The organism is Xanthomonas sp. BRIP62409 (genome assembly GCF_003992965.1).
GTDB classification, from domain to species: Bacteria; Pseudomonadota; Gammaproteobacteria; order Xanthomonadales; family Xanthomonadaceae; genus Xanthomonas; species Xanthomonas euroxanthea.
This window is the reverse complement of sequence record NZ_QEZJ01000036.1, coordinates 15119-32157: the sequence shown is the minus strand read 5'-3', so window position 1 is coordinate 32157 and position 17039 is coordinate 15119. Positions and strand designations below refer to the sequence as shown.

The 17039-nt window shown below is 65.1% G+C and carries 17 protein-coding genes; 12 read left to right on the top strand and 5 right to left on the bottom strand.

Annotated elements, in window-relative coordinates:
* The first annotated feature begins 4 nt into the window (after positions 1 to 4).
* From EO170_RS20760 to galU, 6 genes are all read left to right on the top strand, one after another.
* Positions 5 to 316 carry an integration host factor subunit beta gene (locus EO170_RS20760; RefSeq protein WP_104582529.1) on the top strand — a complete coding sequence of 104 codons (312 nt, stop codon included), beginning with the start codon at positions 5 to 7 and terminating at the stop codon, positions 314 to 316.
* A 66-nt stretch (positions 317 to 382) separates the two neighbouring features.
* Positions 383 to 688, top strand: a complete 306-nt coding sequence (locus EO170_RS20755; RefSeq protein WP_104533506.1) for a LapA family protein — start codon at positions 383 to 385, stop codon at positions 686 to 688.
* A gap of 6 nt (positions 689 to 694) precedes the next feature.
* Entirely contained in the window at positions 695 to 1873 is a 1179-nt protein-coding gene (gene lapB, locus EO170_RS20750; RefSeq protein ID WP_104582530.1) for a lipopolysaccharide assembly protein LapB, read from the top strand.
* Positions 1873 to 2850: a glycosyltransferase family 4 protein gene (locus EO170_RS20745; RefSeq protein ID WP_126947894.1), complete on the top strand. Its 978-nt coding sequence runs from the start codon at positions 1873 to 1875 to the stop codon at positions 2848 to 2850. The genes lapB and EO170_RS20745 overlap by 1 nt, the downstream gene beginning before the upstream one ends.
* Before the next feature lie 13 nt (positions 2851 to 2863).
* Positions 2864 to 4771 carry a nucleoside-diphosphate sugar epimerase/dehydratase gene (locus EO170_RS20740; RefSeq protein ID WP_164739802.1) on the top strand — a complete coding sequence of 636 codons (1908 nt, stop codon included), beginning with the start codon at positions 2864 to 2866 and terminating at the stop codon, positions 4769 to 4771.
* A complete protein-coding gene (gene galU / locus EO170_RS20735; RefSeq protein WP_016903544.1) occupies positions 4771 to 5664 on the top strand; it encodes a UTP--glucose-1-phosphate uridylyltransferase GalU in 894 nt (297 codons plus the stop codon). Before EO170_RS20740 ends, galU begins: the two co-directional genes overlap by 1 nt.
* Before the next feature lie 364 nt (positions 5665 to 6028).
* Here galU and EO170_RS20730 read toward each other — a convergent pair whose 3' ends face one another.
* Positions 6029 to 6349 carry a DUF1244 domain-containing protein gene (locus EO170_RS20730; protein ID WP_104582532.1) on the bottom strand — a complete coding sequence of 107 codons (321 nt, stop codon included), beginning with the start codon at positions 6347 to 6349 and terminating at the stop codon, positions 6029 to 6031.
* 49 nt (positions 6350 to 6398) lie between these two features.
* On the opposite strand from EO170_RS20730, the gene folD reads away from it, so the two are divergent.
* The 3 genes from folD to guaA all read left to right on the top strand — a co-directional run bounded on the left by folD (position 6399) and on the right by guaA (position 10530).
* Positions 6399 to 7283, top strand: coding sequence for a bifunctional methylenetetrahydrofolate dehydrogenase/methenyltetrahydrofolate cyclohydrolase FolD (gene folD, locus EO170_RS20725; protein WP_104582533.1), 885 nt, complete (start codon positions 6399 to 6401; stop codon positions 7281 to 7283).
* A gap of 92 nt (positions 7284 to 7375) precedes the next feature.
* Positions 7376 to 8833: an IMP dehydrogenase gene (guaB, locus tag EO170_RS20720; protein ID WP_016903541.1), complete on the top strand. Its 1458-nt coding sequence runs from the start codon at positions 7376 to 7378 to the stop codon at positions 8831 to 8833.
* Between the two features lie 131 nt (positions 8834 to 8964).
* The gene (gene guaA, locus EO170_RS20715) at positions 8965 to 10530 is read left to right on the top strand and encodes a glutamine-hydrolyzing GMP synthase (protein WP_126947829.1); all 1566 of its coding nucleotides are present in this window, start codon (positions 8965 to 8967) and stop codon (positions 10528 to 10530) included.
* 167 nt (positions 10531 to 10697) lie between these two features.
* Here the strand turns inward: guaA and EO170_RS20710 are convergent, their stop codons facing one another.
* The 4 genes from EO170_RS20710 to EO170_RS20695 all read right to left on the bottom strand — a co-directional run bounded on the left by EO170_RS20710 (position 10698) and on the right by EO170_RS20695 (position 15240).
* Entirely contained in the window at positions 10698 to 11324 is a 627-nt protein-coding gene (locus EO170_RS20710) for a hypothetical protein (RefSeq protein WP_126947827.1), read from the bottom strand.
* Between the two features lie 44 nt (positions 11325 to 11368).
* A complete protein-coding gene (locus EO170_RS20705; protein ID WP_104582536.1) occupies positions 11369 to 12496 on the bottom strand; it encodes a Cache 3/Cache 2 fusion domain-containing protein in 1128 nt (375 codons plus the stop codon).
* A gap of 346 nt (positions 12497 to 12842) precedes the next feature.
* Entirely contained in the window at positions 12843 to 13667 is an 825-nt protein-coding gene (locus EO170_RS20700; RefSeq protein ID WP_104582537.1) for an alpha/beta hydrolase, read from the bottom strand.
* 226 nt (positions 13668 to 13893) lie between these two features.
* The gene (locus EO170_RS20695; protein WP_126947825.1) at positions 13894 to 15240 is read right to left on the bottom strand and encodes an Nramp family divalent metal transporter; all 1347 of its coding nucleotides are present in this window, start codon (positions 15238 to 15240) and stop codon (positions 13894 to 13896) included.
* Positions 15241 to 15382: 142 nt separating this feature from the next.
* Here EO170_RS20695 and mntR point away from each other — a divergent pair, with 142 nt between their 5' ends.
* The 3 genes from mntR to orn all read left to right on the top strand — a co-directional run bounded on the left by mntR (position 15383) and on the right by orn (position 17017).
* Positions 15383 to 15850, top strand: a complete 468-nt coding sequence (gene mntR / locus EO170_RS20690) for a manganese-binding transcriptional regulator MntR (RefSeq protein ID WP_024939187.1) — start codon at positions 15383 to 15385, stop codon at positions 15848 to 15850.
* Between the two features lie 2 nt (positions 15851 to 15852).
* Positions 15853 to 16362 (top strand): tRNA adenosine(34) deaminase TadA, encoded by a 510-nt coding sequence (gene tadA / locus EO170_RS20685; protein WP_126947892.1) that lies wholly within the window; start codon positions 15853 to 15855, stop codon positions 16360 to 16362.
* Between the two features lie 70 nt (positions 16363 to 16432).
* Positions 16433 to 17017: an oligoribonuclease gene (orn, locus tag EO170_RS20680; protein ID WP_126942116.1), complete on the top strand. Its 585-nt coding sequence runs from the start codon at positions 16433 to 16435 to the stop codon at positions 17015 to 17017.
* Positions 17018 to 17039 lie beyond the last annotated feature (22 nt).

Genomic DNA, 17039 nt, shown 5'->3' with positions numbered 1-17039 from the left:
TCCCATGACCAAGTCCGAATTGATTGAAATCCTGGCGCGACGTCAAGCGCATCTGAAGGCGGACGACGTTGATCTGGCAGTCAAATCGCTGCTGGAAATGATGGGGCAGGCGCTCTCCGATGGTGATCGGATCGAAATCCGCGGGTTCGGCAGCTTCTCGTTGCACTACCGCCCGCCACGTCTGGGCCGTAATCCGAAGACCGGTGAGTCGGTCGCGTTGCCGGGCAAGCATGTTCCGCACTTCAAGCCTGGCAAGGAATTGCGTGAGCGTGTCAGCTCCGTGGTCCCGGTCGATCTGCTTGATGCGACCGACTGACGCTCGTTCTGCCGCTGCGTTTATGTCGGCTCGGTTAAGCTAAGCCTCTTTCGACGGAGTCCGGCCATGAAGGTGTTTCGTTTGCTGGTGATGTTGGCCTTCCTGCTGGTCGGTCTGATCATCGGCGCGGTCAATTCCCAGGACGTCACTCTCGACTTCCTTTTCTCCAGTGTGCATACGACCTCCGGGATCGCGATCATCGTCGCGCTGCTGGTCGGTGTGTTGATCGGTGCCGGCATGGTGCTGGTCAGTGTGGTGATTCCCCTCTATTCCAAACTGCGCCAGGCCAACAAGGCCGTTGCAGTCAGTCGCACCGATGCCAGGCCGATTGCGCCTGCCGCAGTCGAGCCGCGCCCCTTTGATGGACTGTAAGCGCGTATGGACTTTCTGACCGAGTGGATCTGGTTCTTCCTGTTCGTGCCGTTGGCAGCGCTGGGGGGCTGGGTCGTTGGCCGCCGCGGTGGCCAGCGCCATGGCGATACCCAGGTCAGTCGCTTGTCCAGCACCTATTTTCGCGGGCTGAACTATCTGCTCAACGAGCAGCCGGACAAGGCGATCGAGCTGTTTCTGCACATCGCCGAACTGGACAAGGAAACCTTCGAGACCCAGGTCGCGTTGGGACATCTGTTCCGCCGTCGCGGCGAGGTCGATCGCGCGATCCGGCTGCACCAGGGCCTGGTGCAACGCGCCGACCTGACCGACCAACAGCGCGTGCAGGCCTTGCTGGCGCTGGGCGAGGACTACATGAAGTCCGGCCTGCTGGATCGTGCCGAGACCGTATTCACCGAGCTGGCGCAACTGGATCAGCGTGCGCCGCAGGCGTTGCGTCATCTTATCGGCATCTATCAGGCCGAGCGTGATTGGGAAAAGGCGATCGACAACGCCACCCGTTACGAAGAAGTCACCGGCGAGCCGATGGGCAAGCTGATTTCGCAATTCGAGTGCGAGCTTGCCGATCGCTACCGCGGCTTGAGCAAGCCCGACGAAGCGCTGCAGGCGGTCGCGCGCGCCTACCAGGCCGATGGCACCTCGGTGCGTGCGGGCATTCTGGAAGGACGCATCGAAGCCGAGCGCGGACACGACGAAGCGGCCGTCCGCGCGTTCGAACGTGCGGCGCGGCACGATCCGGAATACCTGCCTGAAATCATCCCTGCGTTGATGGCGGCCTATCGCCGGGTGGGTGATATTGCAGGTGCGCGTAATTTCCTGTCGGAGATGACCGAGCACTATCGCGGCATCGCGCCGGTGCTGGCGTTGACGCAGCTGATGGAAGCGCAGGATGGCGTGGCGCCGGCGCTGGCCTACCTGGGGCGTCAGCTCAAGGATCGGCCATCGGTCCGCGGCGAATCGGCATTGATCGACCTGACCCTGGCTGAAGGCAGCGACCCGGTCGGCACCTTGCAGGATCTCAAGCACATCACCGACCAGTTGCTGGTGCGCAACCCGAGCTACCGCTGTACCCGCTGCGGTTTCGGTGCCAAGACGCACCACTGGCAGTGCCCGAGCTGCAAGGAATGGGGCACGGTCAAGCCGCTGTTGAACTACGCGGTGGTCTGATGCCGCAGGCCTGGCTGTGGTGGTGTCTGTTGCACCTGACGGTCGCGGCACTTGGGACCTGGCTGTTGCGGCGCTATGCGTTGCATCGGCGCCTGCTCGATCACCCTGGCGAACGCCGCAGCCATGTGGTCGCCACGCCACGGGGCGGTGGCATGGCAATCGTGGCGGCGATGCTGGCGGGGTGCGTGGCGGCAGGCGTGTTGTGGCCGGCGGCAGGTCTTGTCATCAGCTGGTTCGCCGCAGGTCTGGTGCTGGTGGCCGGGGTCGGTTGGTGGGACGACCATCGTCCGCTCTCGGCCAGGTTGCGGTTTGCGATCCATCTGCTGGCGTCGGTCCTGCTGGGCTGGCTGGTCAGCCATCACACCGGCAAGCTCTGGGATGGCGTGCTCACCGCGATGGCGTCGGTGATGTTGATCAACGTCTGGAATTTCATGGACGGCATCAACGGCCTGGCCAGCAGCCAGGCGGCGCTGGCTGCCCTGGCGTTTGCCGCGGTCGTGCCGGGCGCCTGGGCATGGGCCGGTCTTGCCGTCGCCGCATCCTGCCTGGGATTCTTGCCGTTCAACTTTCCACGTGCGCGCATCTTTCTGGGCGACGGCGGTAGTGGTGCCTTGGGCTATGTGCTGGCGGCGTTGCTAGCGCTGACAGTGGCGAGCGGGCAGGTGAGCTGGTGGATCAGCTGGCTGCCGCTGACCGCATTTCTTGTAGACGCCGGCTTCACGCTGCTGTCTCGCATGCTCGACGGACAACGTTGGTGGGAGCCGCACGCCCAACATCTCTATCAGCGGCTGGCGCGCAGGCTTGAGTCGCACGTTCCGGTAACCGGGATTTATTTCGCTTTCAGCGTCGCTGCCGTCTGCTTGTATGTGTTAATTCGTCATGATGCAAATTGGCTGCAAGTGTCCGGAGCCCTGGCATGGGGTCTGGGTGCCACCGCAATCTGGTTTTTTCTGCGCGATGGAGTGCGCAATTCGTGAGTAATGGACTCTTATGATTTCCTGGCGTGATCGTTTGACCAAGGCCCTGCCGCAAGCAGCGGTGGTGCTGCACGACCTGCTGATGGTGTGGGTATGCTGGCAGCTGCTGCACGCCGGCCGCTACTCGATGCTGCGCGACGCCCCCGATCTGCCGTTATGGGATTGGCGCACCGGCGTCGTCCTGGTCGCGCAAGGCCTGGTGTTCTGGAAGATGGGCCTGTATCGCGGGCTGTGGCGGTTCGCGTCGGTGCCGGACCTGTGGAACATCTTCAAGTCGAGTTTCCTCGGCCTGGTCGCGATCGTGCTGGCGCTGTCCTATGACCGCCTGGACGGGGTGCCGCTGTCGGTGCTGGTCGTCTACCCGTTCGCCCTGTCGGCACTGCTGGGCACGCCACGGTTGCTGTATCGCGCCTGGAAGGATTACCAGATTGCACACTCCGGCGACGCCGCGCAGCGCGTATTGATCCTGGGCGCAGGTCGCGCTGCCGAGGGTCTTGTCCGCGATCTGCGCCGCACCGGTGCATTTGTGCCGGTCGGGTATCTGGACGATGCCAACAACCTGCATGGCGCCAAGATCCAGGGTCTCAACGTGCTGGGCAGCCTGGATCAGGCGGCAGCCATCGCCAAGGAGACGGCTGCCAAGCTGCTGGTCATTGCGATTCCGTCGCTGGATGCCTCCGGCATGCAGCGCGTGGTGGCCATCTGCGAAAGCACCGGGCTGCCGTTCCGCATGGTGCCCAAGTTGATCAACGTGCTGGAAGGGCGCTCGTTGCCTGGCGAGTTGAAGGAGGTCGCAATCGAAGACCTGCTCAATCGCAAGCCGGTCACCCCGGACTGGCGCCTGATACGCGACTGGTTGACCAACAAGACGGTGATGGTGACCGGCGCGGGTGGCTCGATCGGTTCGGAAGTCTGCCGCCAGTGCGCCCGTCATGGCGCACGCCGCATCGTGCTGCTGGAGATCGACGAGCTGGCATTGCTGACCGTCGATTCGGACCTGCGCCGCTTGTTCCCCGATATCGAAGTGGTGCGCGTGCTGGGCGACTGCGGCGACCCGGCGGTGGTCGCGCATGCCTTGAACACCGCACCGCCTGATGCGGTGTTCCATGCCGCCGCCTACAAGCAGGTGCCATTGCTGGAAGAGCAATTGCGCGAGGCGGTACGCAACAACGTGCTGGCCACCGAAAACGTGGCGCGCGCCTGCCAGCGTGCACGCATCGAGACCTTCGTTTTCATCTCCACCGACAAGGCGGTCGAGCCGGTCAATGTGCTGGGCGCGAGCAAGCGCTACGCCGAGATGATCTGCCAGAGTCTCGACGCGCGCGATGCGCCGACGCGCTTCATCACCGTGCGCTTCGGCAACGTCCTGGATTCGGCCGGCAGCGTGGTGCCGTTGTTCCGCGAACAGATCCGCCAGGGCGGCCCGGTCACGGTGACGCACCCGGATGTGACACGTTACTTCATGACCATTCCGGAAGCCTGCCAGCTCGTGGTGCAGGCCGCCGCCTCCGCCTCGCACGGGGCGATCTACACATTGGACATGGGCGAGCCGGTGCCGATTCGCCTGCTCGCCGAGCAGATGATTCGTCTCGCCGGCAAGCAGCCCGGCAAGGACGTGGCGATCCTCTATACCGGCTTGCGTCCAGGCGAGAAGCTGCACGAAACCCTGTTCTATTCCGACGAGGACTATCGCCCCACCGCGCATCCCAAGATTCTGGAGGCCGGCGTGCGCGAGTTCTCGCACGAGCAGGTGTTGCAGCTGGTGACGCGCCTGCGTGAGGCGGTTAACCGCTATGACATCAAGGCGATGGAGACTGTGCTGGGCAGCCTGATGCCGGATTTCGCGGCGGCTCGACGGAAAGTCGACGCGCGATCTGATACGGTCGTTCCATTCCCCGCACGTGAGGTCAGAAGACTTTAATGAGCAAGCGTATTCGCAAGGCCGTATTCCCCGTCGCAGGTCTTGGGACCCGCTTTCTTCCGGCAACCAAAACGGTTCCGAAGGAAATGCTGCCAATCATCGACAAACCGCTGATCCAGTACGCCGTCGACGAAGCCATCCAGGCTGGTTGCGACACGCTGATCTTCGTGACCAATCGCTACAAGCACTCCATCGCCGACTACTTCGACAAGGCCTACGAGCTGGAGCAGAAGCTCGAGCGTGCCGGCAAGCTCGAGCAGCTGGAGCTGGTGCGGCATGCCCTGCCGGAAGGCGTGCGCGCCATTTTCGTGACGCAGGCCGAAGCGCTTGGCCTGGGCCATGCCGTGCTGTGTGCCAAGGCCGTCGTCGGCGATGAGCCGTTCGCGGTGTTGCTGCCGGACGACCTGATCTGGAACCGCGGCGCCGGCGCACTGACCCAGATGGCCGATGTGGCCGAGGCCTCCGGTGGCAGCGTCATTGCCGTCGAGGATGTGCCGCACGACAAGACCGCCAGCTACGGCATCGTGGCCACCGATGCGTTCGATGGCCGCAAGGGCCGCATCAACGCCATCGTCGAAAAGCCCAAGCCGGAAGTGGCACCGAGCAATCTGGCCGTGGTCGGCCGCTATGTGCTCAACCCGAAGATCTTCGAGCTGCTCGAAGAGACCGGCGCCGGCGCTGGCGGCGAAATCCAGTTGACCGATGCGATTGCCGGGCTGCTGCAACAGGAAACCGTTGATGCCTACCGCTTCGAAGGCCGCCGTTTCGATTGCGGCGCGCATATCGGCCTGATCGAAGCCACCGTGCATTTCGCGCTCGAGCACGAGAAGCATGGCGGGCCGGCCAAGGAAATCCTGCGCACCGCATTGGCCGAGGCCGACGCGCGCGGCTGATTGCCTGGCCATCGCCTGCATCCACGAACGACGCCATCTGGCGTCGTTCGTCGTTTGGGCCCTTGCTGGCCAGAACGCCGTGCCGTTGGTGATCGACACGGCGGGCCAACGTGCTGGTGCGCGCCTGCGGCCGTGAGCACGCAGTGCAGTTGGTCGCCGCCGGAGTGGATTGCCAGGGTCGCGAACCTTCGCGTCGGCGCTGGCGTCCCGGCAGGCGGCGCTGGTCGAGCTGGGCGTGGACGAGGCCGCCGCCATTGCCCGCGAGATCCGGCGTCGCGATGCAGTTGTCGTAGCCGGTCGAGAACGCCTCAGGGAATTGAGCGACCGGCGCCGAGGTGCCGGCCTGGGGGACAGACCGATTGACTCAGCCGTGCCGGCGTTGAGCGGCCGCGAAGGCGTCCAGCTGCTCGGGCGTGGCGTCTTTCTGGTGCCGCTGCTTCCAGTCGGCAAACGGCATGCCATACACCGCTTCGCGCGCCTGCTCCTTGCTCATCGGCTGGCCCTGCGCTTCGGCGGCTTCGCGGTACCAGTCACCCAGGCAGTTGCGGCAGAAGCCGGCCAGGATCATCAGGTCGATGTTCTGCACATCCGGGCGCTGCTGGTTGAGATGCTGCAACAGACGGCGAAATGCGGCCGCTTCGATGGACGTGGTGGTGGAATCGGGTGTCGAGGTGGTGTCGGTCATGGCGGAATCGGGGACAATAGACGGCCTTCGACTCTACACCTGACGCCCCATGACCGTTTCCGCGCCAGCTGCCTCTGCTCCGGCCCGCCTTCTCGATGGTCGCCGCATCGCCGAGGAACTGCTCGACGGGTTGAAGCTGCGCGTGGATGCGCGCCTGGCCGCCGGCAGGACGCGCCCCGGGCTGGCGGTGGTACTGGTCGGTGGCGATCCGGCCTCGTCGGTATATGTGCGCAACAAGCGGCGTGCGGCGGAAAAGGTTGGTATCGAGGCCTTCGACTACGACTTGCCGCAAGGCACCAGCGAGGCCGAGCTGGCGCGGCTGATCGACCAGCTCAATGCCGACCCCAAGATCCACGGCATCCTGATCCAGCTGCCGTTGCCCGGCATCCCCGATGCCAACCGCCTGATCCAGCGTATCGATCCGCGCAAGGACGTCGATGGATTCCATCCGCAGAATGTCGGGCATCTGGCGCTGCGCGAATTCGGCCTGCGTCCGTGCACACCACGCGGCATCGTGACCTTGCTGGCGCACACCGACCAGCCGGTGCGCGGCCGCAATGCGACCATCGTGGGCGTGAGCAATCACGTCGGCCGGCCGATGGGGCTGGAATTGCTGATCGCCGGTTGCACGGTTACCAGCTGCCACAAGTTCACCCCGCCCGCAGTGCTGGAAGCCAGCGTGCGCAATGCCGATATCCTGGTGGTGGCGGTGGGGCGACCGGGCCTGATTCCCGGCGAATGGGTCAAGCCGGGCGCGGTAGTGATCGATGTCGGCATCAATCGACTGGATGATGGCCGCCTGGTCGGCGATGTGGGGTTCGAGGCGGCCGTGCAACGTGCGGCCTGGATCACGCCGGTGCCGGGCGGGGTGGGGCCGATGACGGTTGCCACCTTGATGCAGAACACGCTGGAAGCGGCCGACGCGGCTGGCTGAGGCGCGCGCGTAACGCTGCATTGCAGTCGCGTTGTGTCTTCGTGAAGGCTTTCAGGGTAAAATGCCGCGCTTCCCCAAACTCGGGTCCGCCGATGCTCCGCATCCAGGCTGAAGCTCTCACCTACGACGACGTTTCCCTCGTCCCCGCCCATTCGATCGTCCTGCCCAAGGACGTCAGCCTGGAAACCCGGCTGACGCGCGATCTGCGCCTGAAACTGCCGATTCTCTCGGCCGCGATGGACACAGTGACCGAACACCGCCTGGCGGTGGCCATGGCCCAGCTGGGCGGCATTGGCATCATCCACAAGAACCTGACTCCTGCGCAGCAGGCCGGCGAAGTCGCCCGGGTCAAGAAGTTCGAATCCGGCGTGATCACCGAGCCGTTCACGGTGAGCCCGGACACGACCATCGGCGAGGTGCTCAAGCTGACCCGCGCGCGCAACATCTCCGGCGTGCCGGTGGTGGATGGCAGCGAACTGGTCGGCATCGTCACCAGCCGCGACATGCGCTTCGAGAAGAAGCTCGACGATCCGGTCCGCCACATCATGACCAAGAAGGATCGCCTGATCACCGTGCGCGAAGGCGCCAGTGACGAGGAAGTGCTGGAGCTGCTGCACCGCAACCGCATCGAAAAGATCCTGGTGGTCAACGACAGCTTCGAGCTGCGCGGCCTGATCACGGTCAAGGACATCCAGAAGAAGACCGACAATCCCAACGCCGCCAAGGACGGATCCACGCGCCTGCTGGTCGGCGCGGCGGTCGGCGTGGGCGGCGACACCGAGCAGCGCATCGAACTGCTGGCTGCGGCGGGCGTGGATGTGGTGATTGTCGATACCGCGCACGGTCATTCGCAGGGCGTCATCGATCGCGTGGCCTGGGTCAAGAAGGCGTATCCGCAGCTGCAGGTGATCGGCGGCAACATCGTCACCGGCGATGCCGCGCTGGCGCTGATGGACGCCGGCGCCGATGCGGTCAAGGTCGGCGTGGGTCCGGGCTCGATTTGCACCACGCGCGTGGTCGCCGGTGTCGGCGTGCCGCAGATCACCGCGGTGGACATGGTTGCCGAGGCGCTGCAGGACCGCATTCCGTTGATCGCCGATGGCGGCATCCGCTATTCCGGCGACATCGGCAAGGCACTGGTCGCCGGCGCCTCCACGGTGATGGTCGGCGGCCTGTTCGCCGGCACCGAGGAGGCCCCGGGCGAGGTCGAACTGTTCCAGGGCCGCAGCTACAAGAGCTACCGCGGCATGGGCAGCCTGGGCGCGATGGAGAAGGGGTCCAAGGACCGCTATTTCCAGGATTCCAGCGATGCCGACAAGCTGGTGCCGGAAGGCATCGAAGGGCGCGTGCCGTATCGCGGCCCGGTCGGCGGCATCGTCCATCAGTTGATCGGCGGCCTGCGCGCCACGATGGGCTACGTGGGTTGCGCGACCATCGAGGAAATGCGCACCAAGCCGAAGTTCGTCACCATCACCGGTGCCGGCCAGCGCGAGAGCCATGTCCACGACGTGCAGATCACCAAGGAACCGCCGAATTACCGGATGGGCTGATGCCCATCCGCGGGATTGGGGATTCGGGATTGGGGATTCGTAACAGCCCGCCGCATCTCCTTCGGCGCGGTGCATCGCTGCCATTCCGCTGTTGCAAATCCCCAATCCCGAATTCCCAATTCCGGCTCTCAATGACCAACATCCATAGCGACAAGATCCTCATCCTCGATTTCGGCGCGCAGTACACCCAGCTGATTGCGCGGCGCATCCGCGAGATCGGGGTGTATTGCGAGATCTGGGCCTGGGATCACGACCCGTCGGAGATTGCCGGTTTCGGTGCCAAGGGCATCATTCTGTCCGGTGGTCCCGAGTCGACCACCTTGCCGGGTGCGCCGGTCGCGCCACAGGAAGTGTTCGACAGCGGCCTGCCGGTGTTCGGCATCTGCTACGGCATGCAGACGCTGGCGGCGCAGCTGGGCGGTGCTACGGAAGCGGCCGATCAACGCGAATTCGGCCATGCCGAAGTCGATGTGGTGGCGGCCGATGCCTTGTTCGCAGGCTTGACCGACCATGCCGGCGCGTCGCGTTTGAACGTATGGATGAGCCACGGTGACCATGTCTCGCAGGTGCCGCCGGGCTTCACCGTTACCGCAGTGACCGACCGCATTCCGGTGGCGGCAATGTCCAACGAGGACAAGCGCTGGTACGGCGTGCAATTCCATCCGGAAGTGACGCACACGCTGCAGGGCCAGACCTTGCTGCGCCGCTTCGTGGTCGATGTCTGCGGCTGCCAGACGCTGTGGACGGCGGCCAACATCATCGACGACCAGATCGCGCGCGTGCGCGAGCAGGTGGGCGATGACGAAGTGATTCTCGGCCTGTCCGGCGGCGTGGATTCGTCGGTGGTGGCCGCGCTGTTGCACAAGGCGATCGGCGACAAGCTGACCTGCGTGTTCGTCGATACTGGCCTGCTGCGCTGGCAGGAAGGCGACCAGGTGATGGCGATGTTCGCCGAGCACATGGGCGTGAAGGTGATCCGCGTCAACGCGGCCGACCGCTATTTCGCCAAGCTCGAAGGCGTCAGCGACCCGGAAGCCAAGCGCAAGATCATCGGCAACCTGTTCGTGGAGATCTTCGACGAAGAATCCAACAAGCTGGCCAATGCCAAGTGGCTGGCGCAAGGCACGATCTATCCGGACGTGATCGAGTCGGCCGGCAGCAAGACCGGCAAGGCGCACGTGATCAAGAGCCACCACAACGTCGGTGGCCTGCCCGAGCACATGAAGCTGGGCCTGGTCGAACCGTTGCGCGAATTGTTCAAGGACGAAGTGCGCCGCCTCGGTGTCGAACTCGGCCTGCCGCGCACGATGGTGTATCGCCATCCGTTCCCGGGTCCTGGCCTGGGCGTGCGCATCCTGGGCGAAGTGAAGCGCGAATACGCCGAACTGCTGGCCAAGGCCGATGCGATCTTCATCGACGAGCTGCGCAAGGCCGATCTGTATGACAAGACCAGCCAGGCATTTGCGGTGTTCCTGCCGGTCAAGTCGGTGGGCGTGGTCGGCGACGCACGCGCCTACGAATGGGTGATCGCGCTGCGCGCTGTGGAGACCATCGACTTCATGACCGCGCACTGGGCACACCTGCCGTACGACTTCCTCGGCACGGTGAGCAACCGCATCATCAACGAACTGCGCGGCGTCTCGCGCGTGGTCTACGACATCTCCGGCAAGCCGCCGGCGACGATCGAGTGGGAGTGAGTTGAACGACAAAGGCGCCGTGAGGCGCCTTTTCGTCAGGGCGTGCAGTTAGCCGACAGGTTTGCGTTCAGTGGTACATCGCCAGTTGCGCGCCGTACTGGAAAGCAGTGCGTAGCGCTTGCAGATGTCGACGTCGATTGTGCTGTGCCGCGCCGCCGCCAACTTCTTCAGTGCGCCTTGGCCAGCGCCACACGGGCATCGGCCATGAACTTCTGCGTTTCCTGCGGCGTGGAGAGGTTGGCGCCCAGCTGGTTGAGCACCTGTTCGATGTCGCTCGATGCGTCCCAGGCTTCGTCGCAGAGCATGCCGGCGATCGGGCCGAGGTAGTTCAACGCGACCTTCTCCAGTGCATCGCGGACGCGCTCGTCTGGTGCAGATCCGCCGCCGACGGATGCAGGCGACGCGCCCGGTGCCGCGACAGGCGTTGCTGCAGTCGTCACGCGTGCCGGTGCAATTGGCGCACGCGGCCCAGCCGGCGCACCACCCAGATCCTGTTCGAAACCGCCCATCAACCACTGCCGCGCGTCGTCGCTCAGCAGCGACGGCTTGCCCATGCCGGCACCGGGGTCGGCCTGGAAGCGGGCCTTGGCCGCGTTGACCATGGTGAGGCGCTGTACCGCCTCGTCATTGCGCAACATGCGGAACACCACTTCTTCGATCTGCCCGGCGTTGAGGCGGACGATGCAGGAGTGGTTCTCCTCGGTGACGACGAACAGAAAGCCGGACGCCTTCTTCAGTGCCAGCGCCTTGAGCTCGCGCAGCACGTCGATCAGCGGACGGAATTCAGTGGACATGGCGTCTTCCTTGCATCATCTGGTACGAAGTGGGTGCGCGGGGCTCAGCGTTTGCTGAGCCGTTCCATCGCCAGCCGCACGCTGTTGGACAGGCGGGAGATGGCGCGCGCCAGGGTACCAATTTCATCCTTGAGGTTGACCTCGTCGATGGTGTGGTTCCACTTGCCCAGGCTCAGCTCTTCGGCCACGGTGGTCAGGTGCTGGATCGGGCGCAGCACGCGGCTCCAGATCAACGCCCATTGCAGGCCGAGCAGCAAGGCGCAGACCAGCAGGCCGATGCCGGCGATCCACAGCGACTGGCGCACGATCACGTCATTGACGTCGCTCTTGGGGTAGGCCGAGACCAGGGTGAAGCCCCAGTCCGGCACTTCCTGCTTGGTCACGACCCAGTCGTCAGGCGTGTCCTTGACGATCCGCTCGATGGTGGCGGTGTCGGTGGTGGCACCGGTTGTGGACTGGAAGCGCAGCGTGTTCTTGCTGTCGAACACGGCGATGAAGCCGGAGTCGAGCACGCGACGGCTGCTGACCACGTTTTCCAGCGCCTGCGTGTCGGCCTTGTAGCCAACGTACCAGGCACCAATTACGCGCTTGTCGTTGCCGGCAAAGATCGGCTCGTAGCCGGTGACGTACGGGTTGCCGAGGATGTCGACCACGCCATAGAAGCTTTCGCCGTTGCGCAGCTTGGCGGCGGCCTGGCCGTTGGGATCGAGCACGGTGCCGATGGCGCGGCTGCCGTCGTCCTTCTTGACGTTGGTGGAGATGCGCACGAAGTCATCGCCGGTACGCGAGAACAGCGTGGCGGTGCCTTCGTGGATGGCGGTTACATCGTCGAGCATGTCGAAGTCGTTGGCCTGCGCCTTCTGGCCCAGCAGCAGGTCGTTGGCATTGCGCTCGCCCACGCGCACTTCGTTGCCGATGCTTGCAGCGCCGTGTGCGTTGGCTTCCTTGCGCAGCTGGCGCATGGAGGAGTTGACGCGGTCCAGCATCATCGCGCGGGTGACCGAGAACAAGGTCTGCAGGGACACCGACTGGCGCTCGATCGCGTCGCCGGCCTCGAACCTGACCCGGTTCGCTTCGGTAATGGCCAGAATGACCGTCAGTGCCGCCACCACGACCAGCACCAAGGCCAGCACCGGCAACAGCAGGCGCACCCGCAAAGAGTGACGAAGCATCGCAATTCCCCTGAACGCGTTTAGTGATTGGATCGAGTGCGCCGCAGCCCCCCGGCAGCGGTCGGACCTAGCCGTTATCGGCGGTTGTACACGATGCTGAAGCGGCCCCCACGCCGCTGGCGGTGCATACGATAGCTCAAGGCGATCGATTTGGCAGCGCGGCAGGTGCGCCGTGTGGCCGGGCGTTCAAGCAGGCTCGACCTTGTTGCAGGTCGCGGCGGAATGGGCGTGAGCAGAAAAAAAACGGCGTAGTGGATCTTGCGCACTTCGAACGGGCGATGCGAAGCAGGAGCGCACGAAAAAGCCGACTCTCGCGAGTCGGCTCAGTAACCCGAATCGAACCAGGTCAGGCGTTTGCAAAGGCCAGCAGATCCTGGTTGAACTGATCGGCGTGGGTCACGGTGAGGCCATGCGGAGCGCCGGCGTAGATCTTCAGTTCGGCGTTCTTGATGATCTTGGCCGACAGCTTGCCGGATGCGTCGATCGGCACGATCTGGTCGTCGTCGCCATGCACCACCAGTGCGGGCACGTCGATCTTCTCCAGGTCCGGGGTGTAGTCCACTTCGGAGAACTGCTGGATGCAGTCGTACTGGCCCTTGTGGCCGCCCAGCATGCCCTGCAGCCAGAACGCGTCGCGCATGCCCTGGGTGACCTTGTGGCCGTCGCGGTTGGCGCCGAAGAACGGGGTGGTCAGGTCCTGATAGAACTGCGAGCGGTCCTTGGCCACGCCGTCGCGGATGCCGTCGAACACGCTCATCGGCAGGCCGCCGGGATTGGTCGGGCTCTTGACCATTTGCGGCGGCACCGCGCCGACCAGCACTACCTTGGCCACGCGCTTGCTGCCATGGCGGCCGACGTAATGCGCCACTTCGCCGCCGCCGGTGGAATGGCCGACCAGGATCGCGTCCTGCAGGTCCAGCGTTTCGATCACAGCCGCCAGGTCGTCGGCATAGGTGTCCATGTCGTTGCCGTCCCAGGTCTGCGACGAGCGGCCATGACTGCGGCGGTCATGCGCGATCACGCGGAAGCCCTGTTGGCCCATGAACAGCATCTGCGCATCCCAGGCATCGGCGCTGAGCGGCCAGCCGTGCGAGAACACGACCGGCTGGCCCTTACCCCAGTCCTTGTAAAAAATGGTGGCGCCGTCGGGGCGGGTGACGAAATTGGACATCGGCTTGACTCCGTTGTTGGTCGGTTGGGGCGGTGGGGTGAGCGCGTCACGCCGGGGCAGCACTGGCGACGCCCGGCAGCGCCAACGCTGCCACGGTGGCCGTGCCGGAGATGAGAAAGCTGCGGCGTCCGGCGTCGGCCGTTGTGCATTCGGTATCTGCAAGGCGCCGCCAGCGCATCAGCCTCGACCGGACGGGCAGATCACCGCCGCTGGTCGCCGAGACGGATCACTGCAGCGCGGTATCCCACAGCAGCTTCAGGTTCAAGCCGACGATCACCGTCGCAATGACCCAGGCGATGCGCACCAGCCAGGGCGGTGCCACCAGCGCGCCCATCAACGCACGGTCGGACACGAAGCGCACCAGCGGGATCACCGCAAACGGCAGCTGCATCGACAACACTACCTGGCTCAGCACCAATAGCCGCGCGGTGCCGGCCTCGCCATACAGCCAGGTCACGATCACCACCGGCACGATGGCGATGCCGCGCGTCAGTAGGCGGCGCAGCCACGGCGGCAAGCGCAATTGCAGGAAGCCTTCCATCACGATCTGTCCAGCCAGCGTGGCGGTGACGGTGGAATTGACGCCGGAGGCCAGCAGCGCGACGGCAAACAGCGTCGAGGCCAGGCCCACGCCCAGCATCGGTGCGAGCAGGGCATGCGCCTGTTCGATCTCCTGCACATCGGTACGGCCCTGCGCATGGAACACCGCCGCCGCGAGGATCAGGATCGAGGCGTTGATGAAAAGCGCGAACATCAACGCCACGGTGCTGTCGGTCACCGCCCAGCGCAGCGCCGACTTGCGGCCCACATCGGTGCGCGGGTACGCACGTGTCTGCACGATCGACGAATGCAGGTACAGGTTATGCGGCATCACCGTCGCACCGATGATGCCGATCGCCAGATACAGCGCATGCGGGTCGGTGACCACTTGCGCACGCGGAATGAAGCCGCCCAGCACGGCTGCGATTGGCGGTGCCGCCAGCGCGATCTGGATGCCGAAGCAGACGAAGATGATCAACAGCAGCGCGATCACGAACGCTTCCAGCGCGCGGAAACCGCGATTCATCAGCAGCAACACCAGCACCACGTCCACCGCGGTGATGATGGCGCCCACGGTCAGCGGAATGCCGAACAACAGCTTCAACGCGATGGCGGTGCCGATCACCTCGGCCAGGTCGCAGGCGATGATCGCCAGTTCGCAGATGCCCCACAGTGCCAGGTTCACCCCGCGCGGATAACGCGCCCGGCAGGCCTGCGCCAGATCCAGCCCGGTGGCGATGCCCAGCCGTGCCGACAGGCTCTGCAGCACGATCGCCATCAGGTTGGACAACAGGATCACCGACAGCAGCAGATAGCCGAACTGCGAGCCACCGGCCAGGTCGGTGGCCCAGTTGCCCGGGTCCATGTACCCGACCGACACCATGTAGCCCGGGCCCAGAAACGCCAGCAGCCGGAACCACCAGTGGCCTCCTTTGGGCACGGCGACGCTGGCGTGGTGGTCGCCCAGCCCGCCATGGGCCGCTGCCGGCGAGGGGAGGGGCAGGGCTGCGTTGGGACGGAGATCGGCGGACATGCGGGCAGGCTGGCTAGGGTCATACGGATGATATAGCAACTGCTATGCTGTTGAGCATTGGCAATTTAAATCGTAATGATCGGCTGCGTGCTTCAAACTACGCATCCCGGCACTGGCGCCGGACGTGATGACGGGGATGAGGGTGGGCAAGAGCGAAAAGCTGGAAGCAGCCGCGCCGGCGCTGATCGACGCGCAGGTGCACATGGAGAGCTTCCGTCAGGTGCGCGAGGCGCGTCGCGCCGAGCTGGTCGAGGACTACGTGGAGCTGATCTCCGATCTGCTGGTCGACGGCGGTGAGGCGCGCCAGGTCGATATCGCCGCACGCCTGGGCGTGGCCCAGCCGACCGTGGCCAAGATGCTCAAGCGGCTGGTGCGCGACGGCTGGGTGGTGCAGCGCCCCTACCGCGGGGTGTTCCTGACCCCGGCCGGCGAGGCGCTGGCCGCGTCCAGCCGGCAGCGCCATCAGATCGTCGAACGCTTCCTGCTTGCGCTGGGCATCGACGAGGCCACCGCGCGGCGCGATGCCGAAGGCATCGAGCACCATGTCAGCGAAGCCACCGTGGCCGCGTTCGCCGCGTTCCTGGATCGCCAGGGCGGCAGCGCCGCGTGAGCATGCGGGTGGAGACGTCGGTCGACGCGGCGCAGGCGCTTATCGACCGACAGTGGATGCAACGCGCCCTGCAGCTGGCCGAGCGTGCCGAACGCGACTTTGACGAGATCCCGGTCGGCGCGCTGCTGATCGATGCGCAGGGCAACGTGCTGGGCGAAGGCTGGAACTTCAATATCGCCAGCCACGATCCCAGCGCGCATGCGGAGATCATGGCCATGCGCGAAGGCGGCCGCCACCTGGCCAACCATCGGCTGATCGGCTGCACGCTGTACGTCACGCTGGAGCCGTGCGCGATGTGCGCAATGGCGATGATCCATGCGCGTATCGCCCGGGTGGTATTCGCTGCCAGCGACCCCAAGACCGGCGCCTGCGGCAGCGTGTTCGACCTGCCCGCCGACCCGCGCCACAACCACCGCGTGCAGGTCAGTGGTGGCGTCCTGGCCGCCGAGGCGGGGCTGCGGCTGACCAATTACTTCAGGGCCAAGCGTGGCAAGCCGCCCCTCGCGCCCTGAGCGGCGCGGCCGCGGTATGATGCGCGCCCTTCAGCATCTGGCCGGCGACGGCCCTCCACAGGACGGCGACATGGCAGACACCCTTGCAGGCAACGACCGACTGATCTGGATCGATCTGGAAATGACCGGCCTGGATACCGATCGCGATTCCATCATCGAGATCGCCACCATCGTGACCGATGCGCAGTTGAACGTGCTTGCCGAAGGGCCGGAACTGGCCATCGCCCATCCGCTGGCAACGCTGGAAGCCATGGACGAATGGAACCGCAACCAGCACCGCCGTTCGGGCCTGTGGCAGCGTGTGCTCGACAGCCAGGTCACCCATGCCCAGGCAGAAGCGCAGACGGTGGCCTTCCTGGGCGAGTGGATCCGCGCCGGTGCCTCGCCGATGTGCGGCAACTCGATCTGCCAGGATCGCCGCTTCCTGCACCGCCAGATGTCGCGCCTGGAGCGCTATTTCCATTACCGCAACCTGGACGTGTCCACCATCAAGGAGCTGGCACGGCGCTGGGCGCCGACGGTGGCCAATGGGGTTGCCAAGAGCTCGGCGCACACCGCCCTGAGCGATGTGCGCGATTCGATCGACGAGCTGCGGCACTACCGCCAGTTCATGGGCGCGTTGGGCGGCGATTCCCAGGCAAAGGCGCAGGGCTGAGCGCTAGCTGCGGTGTTGCACG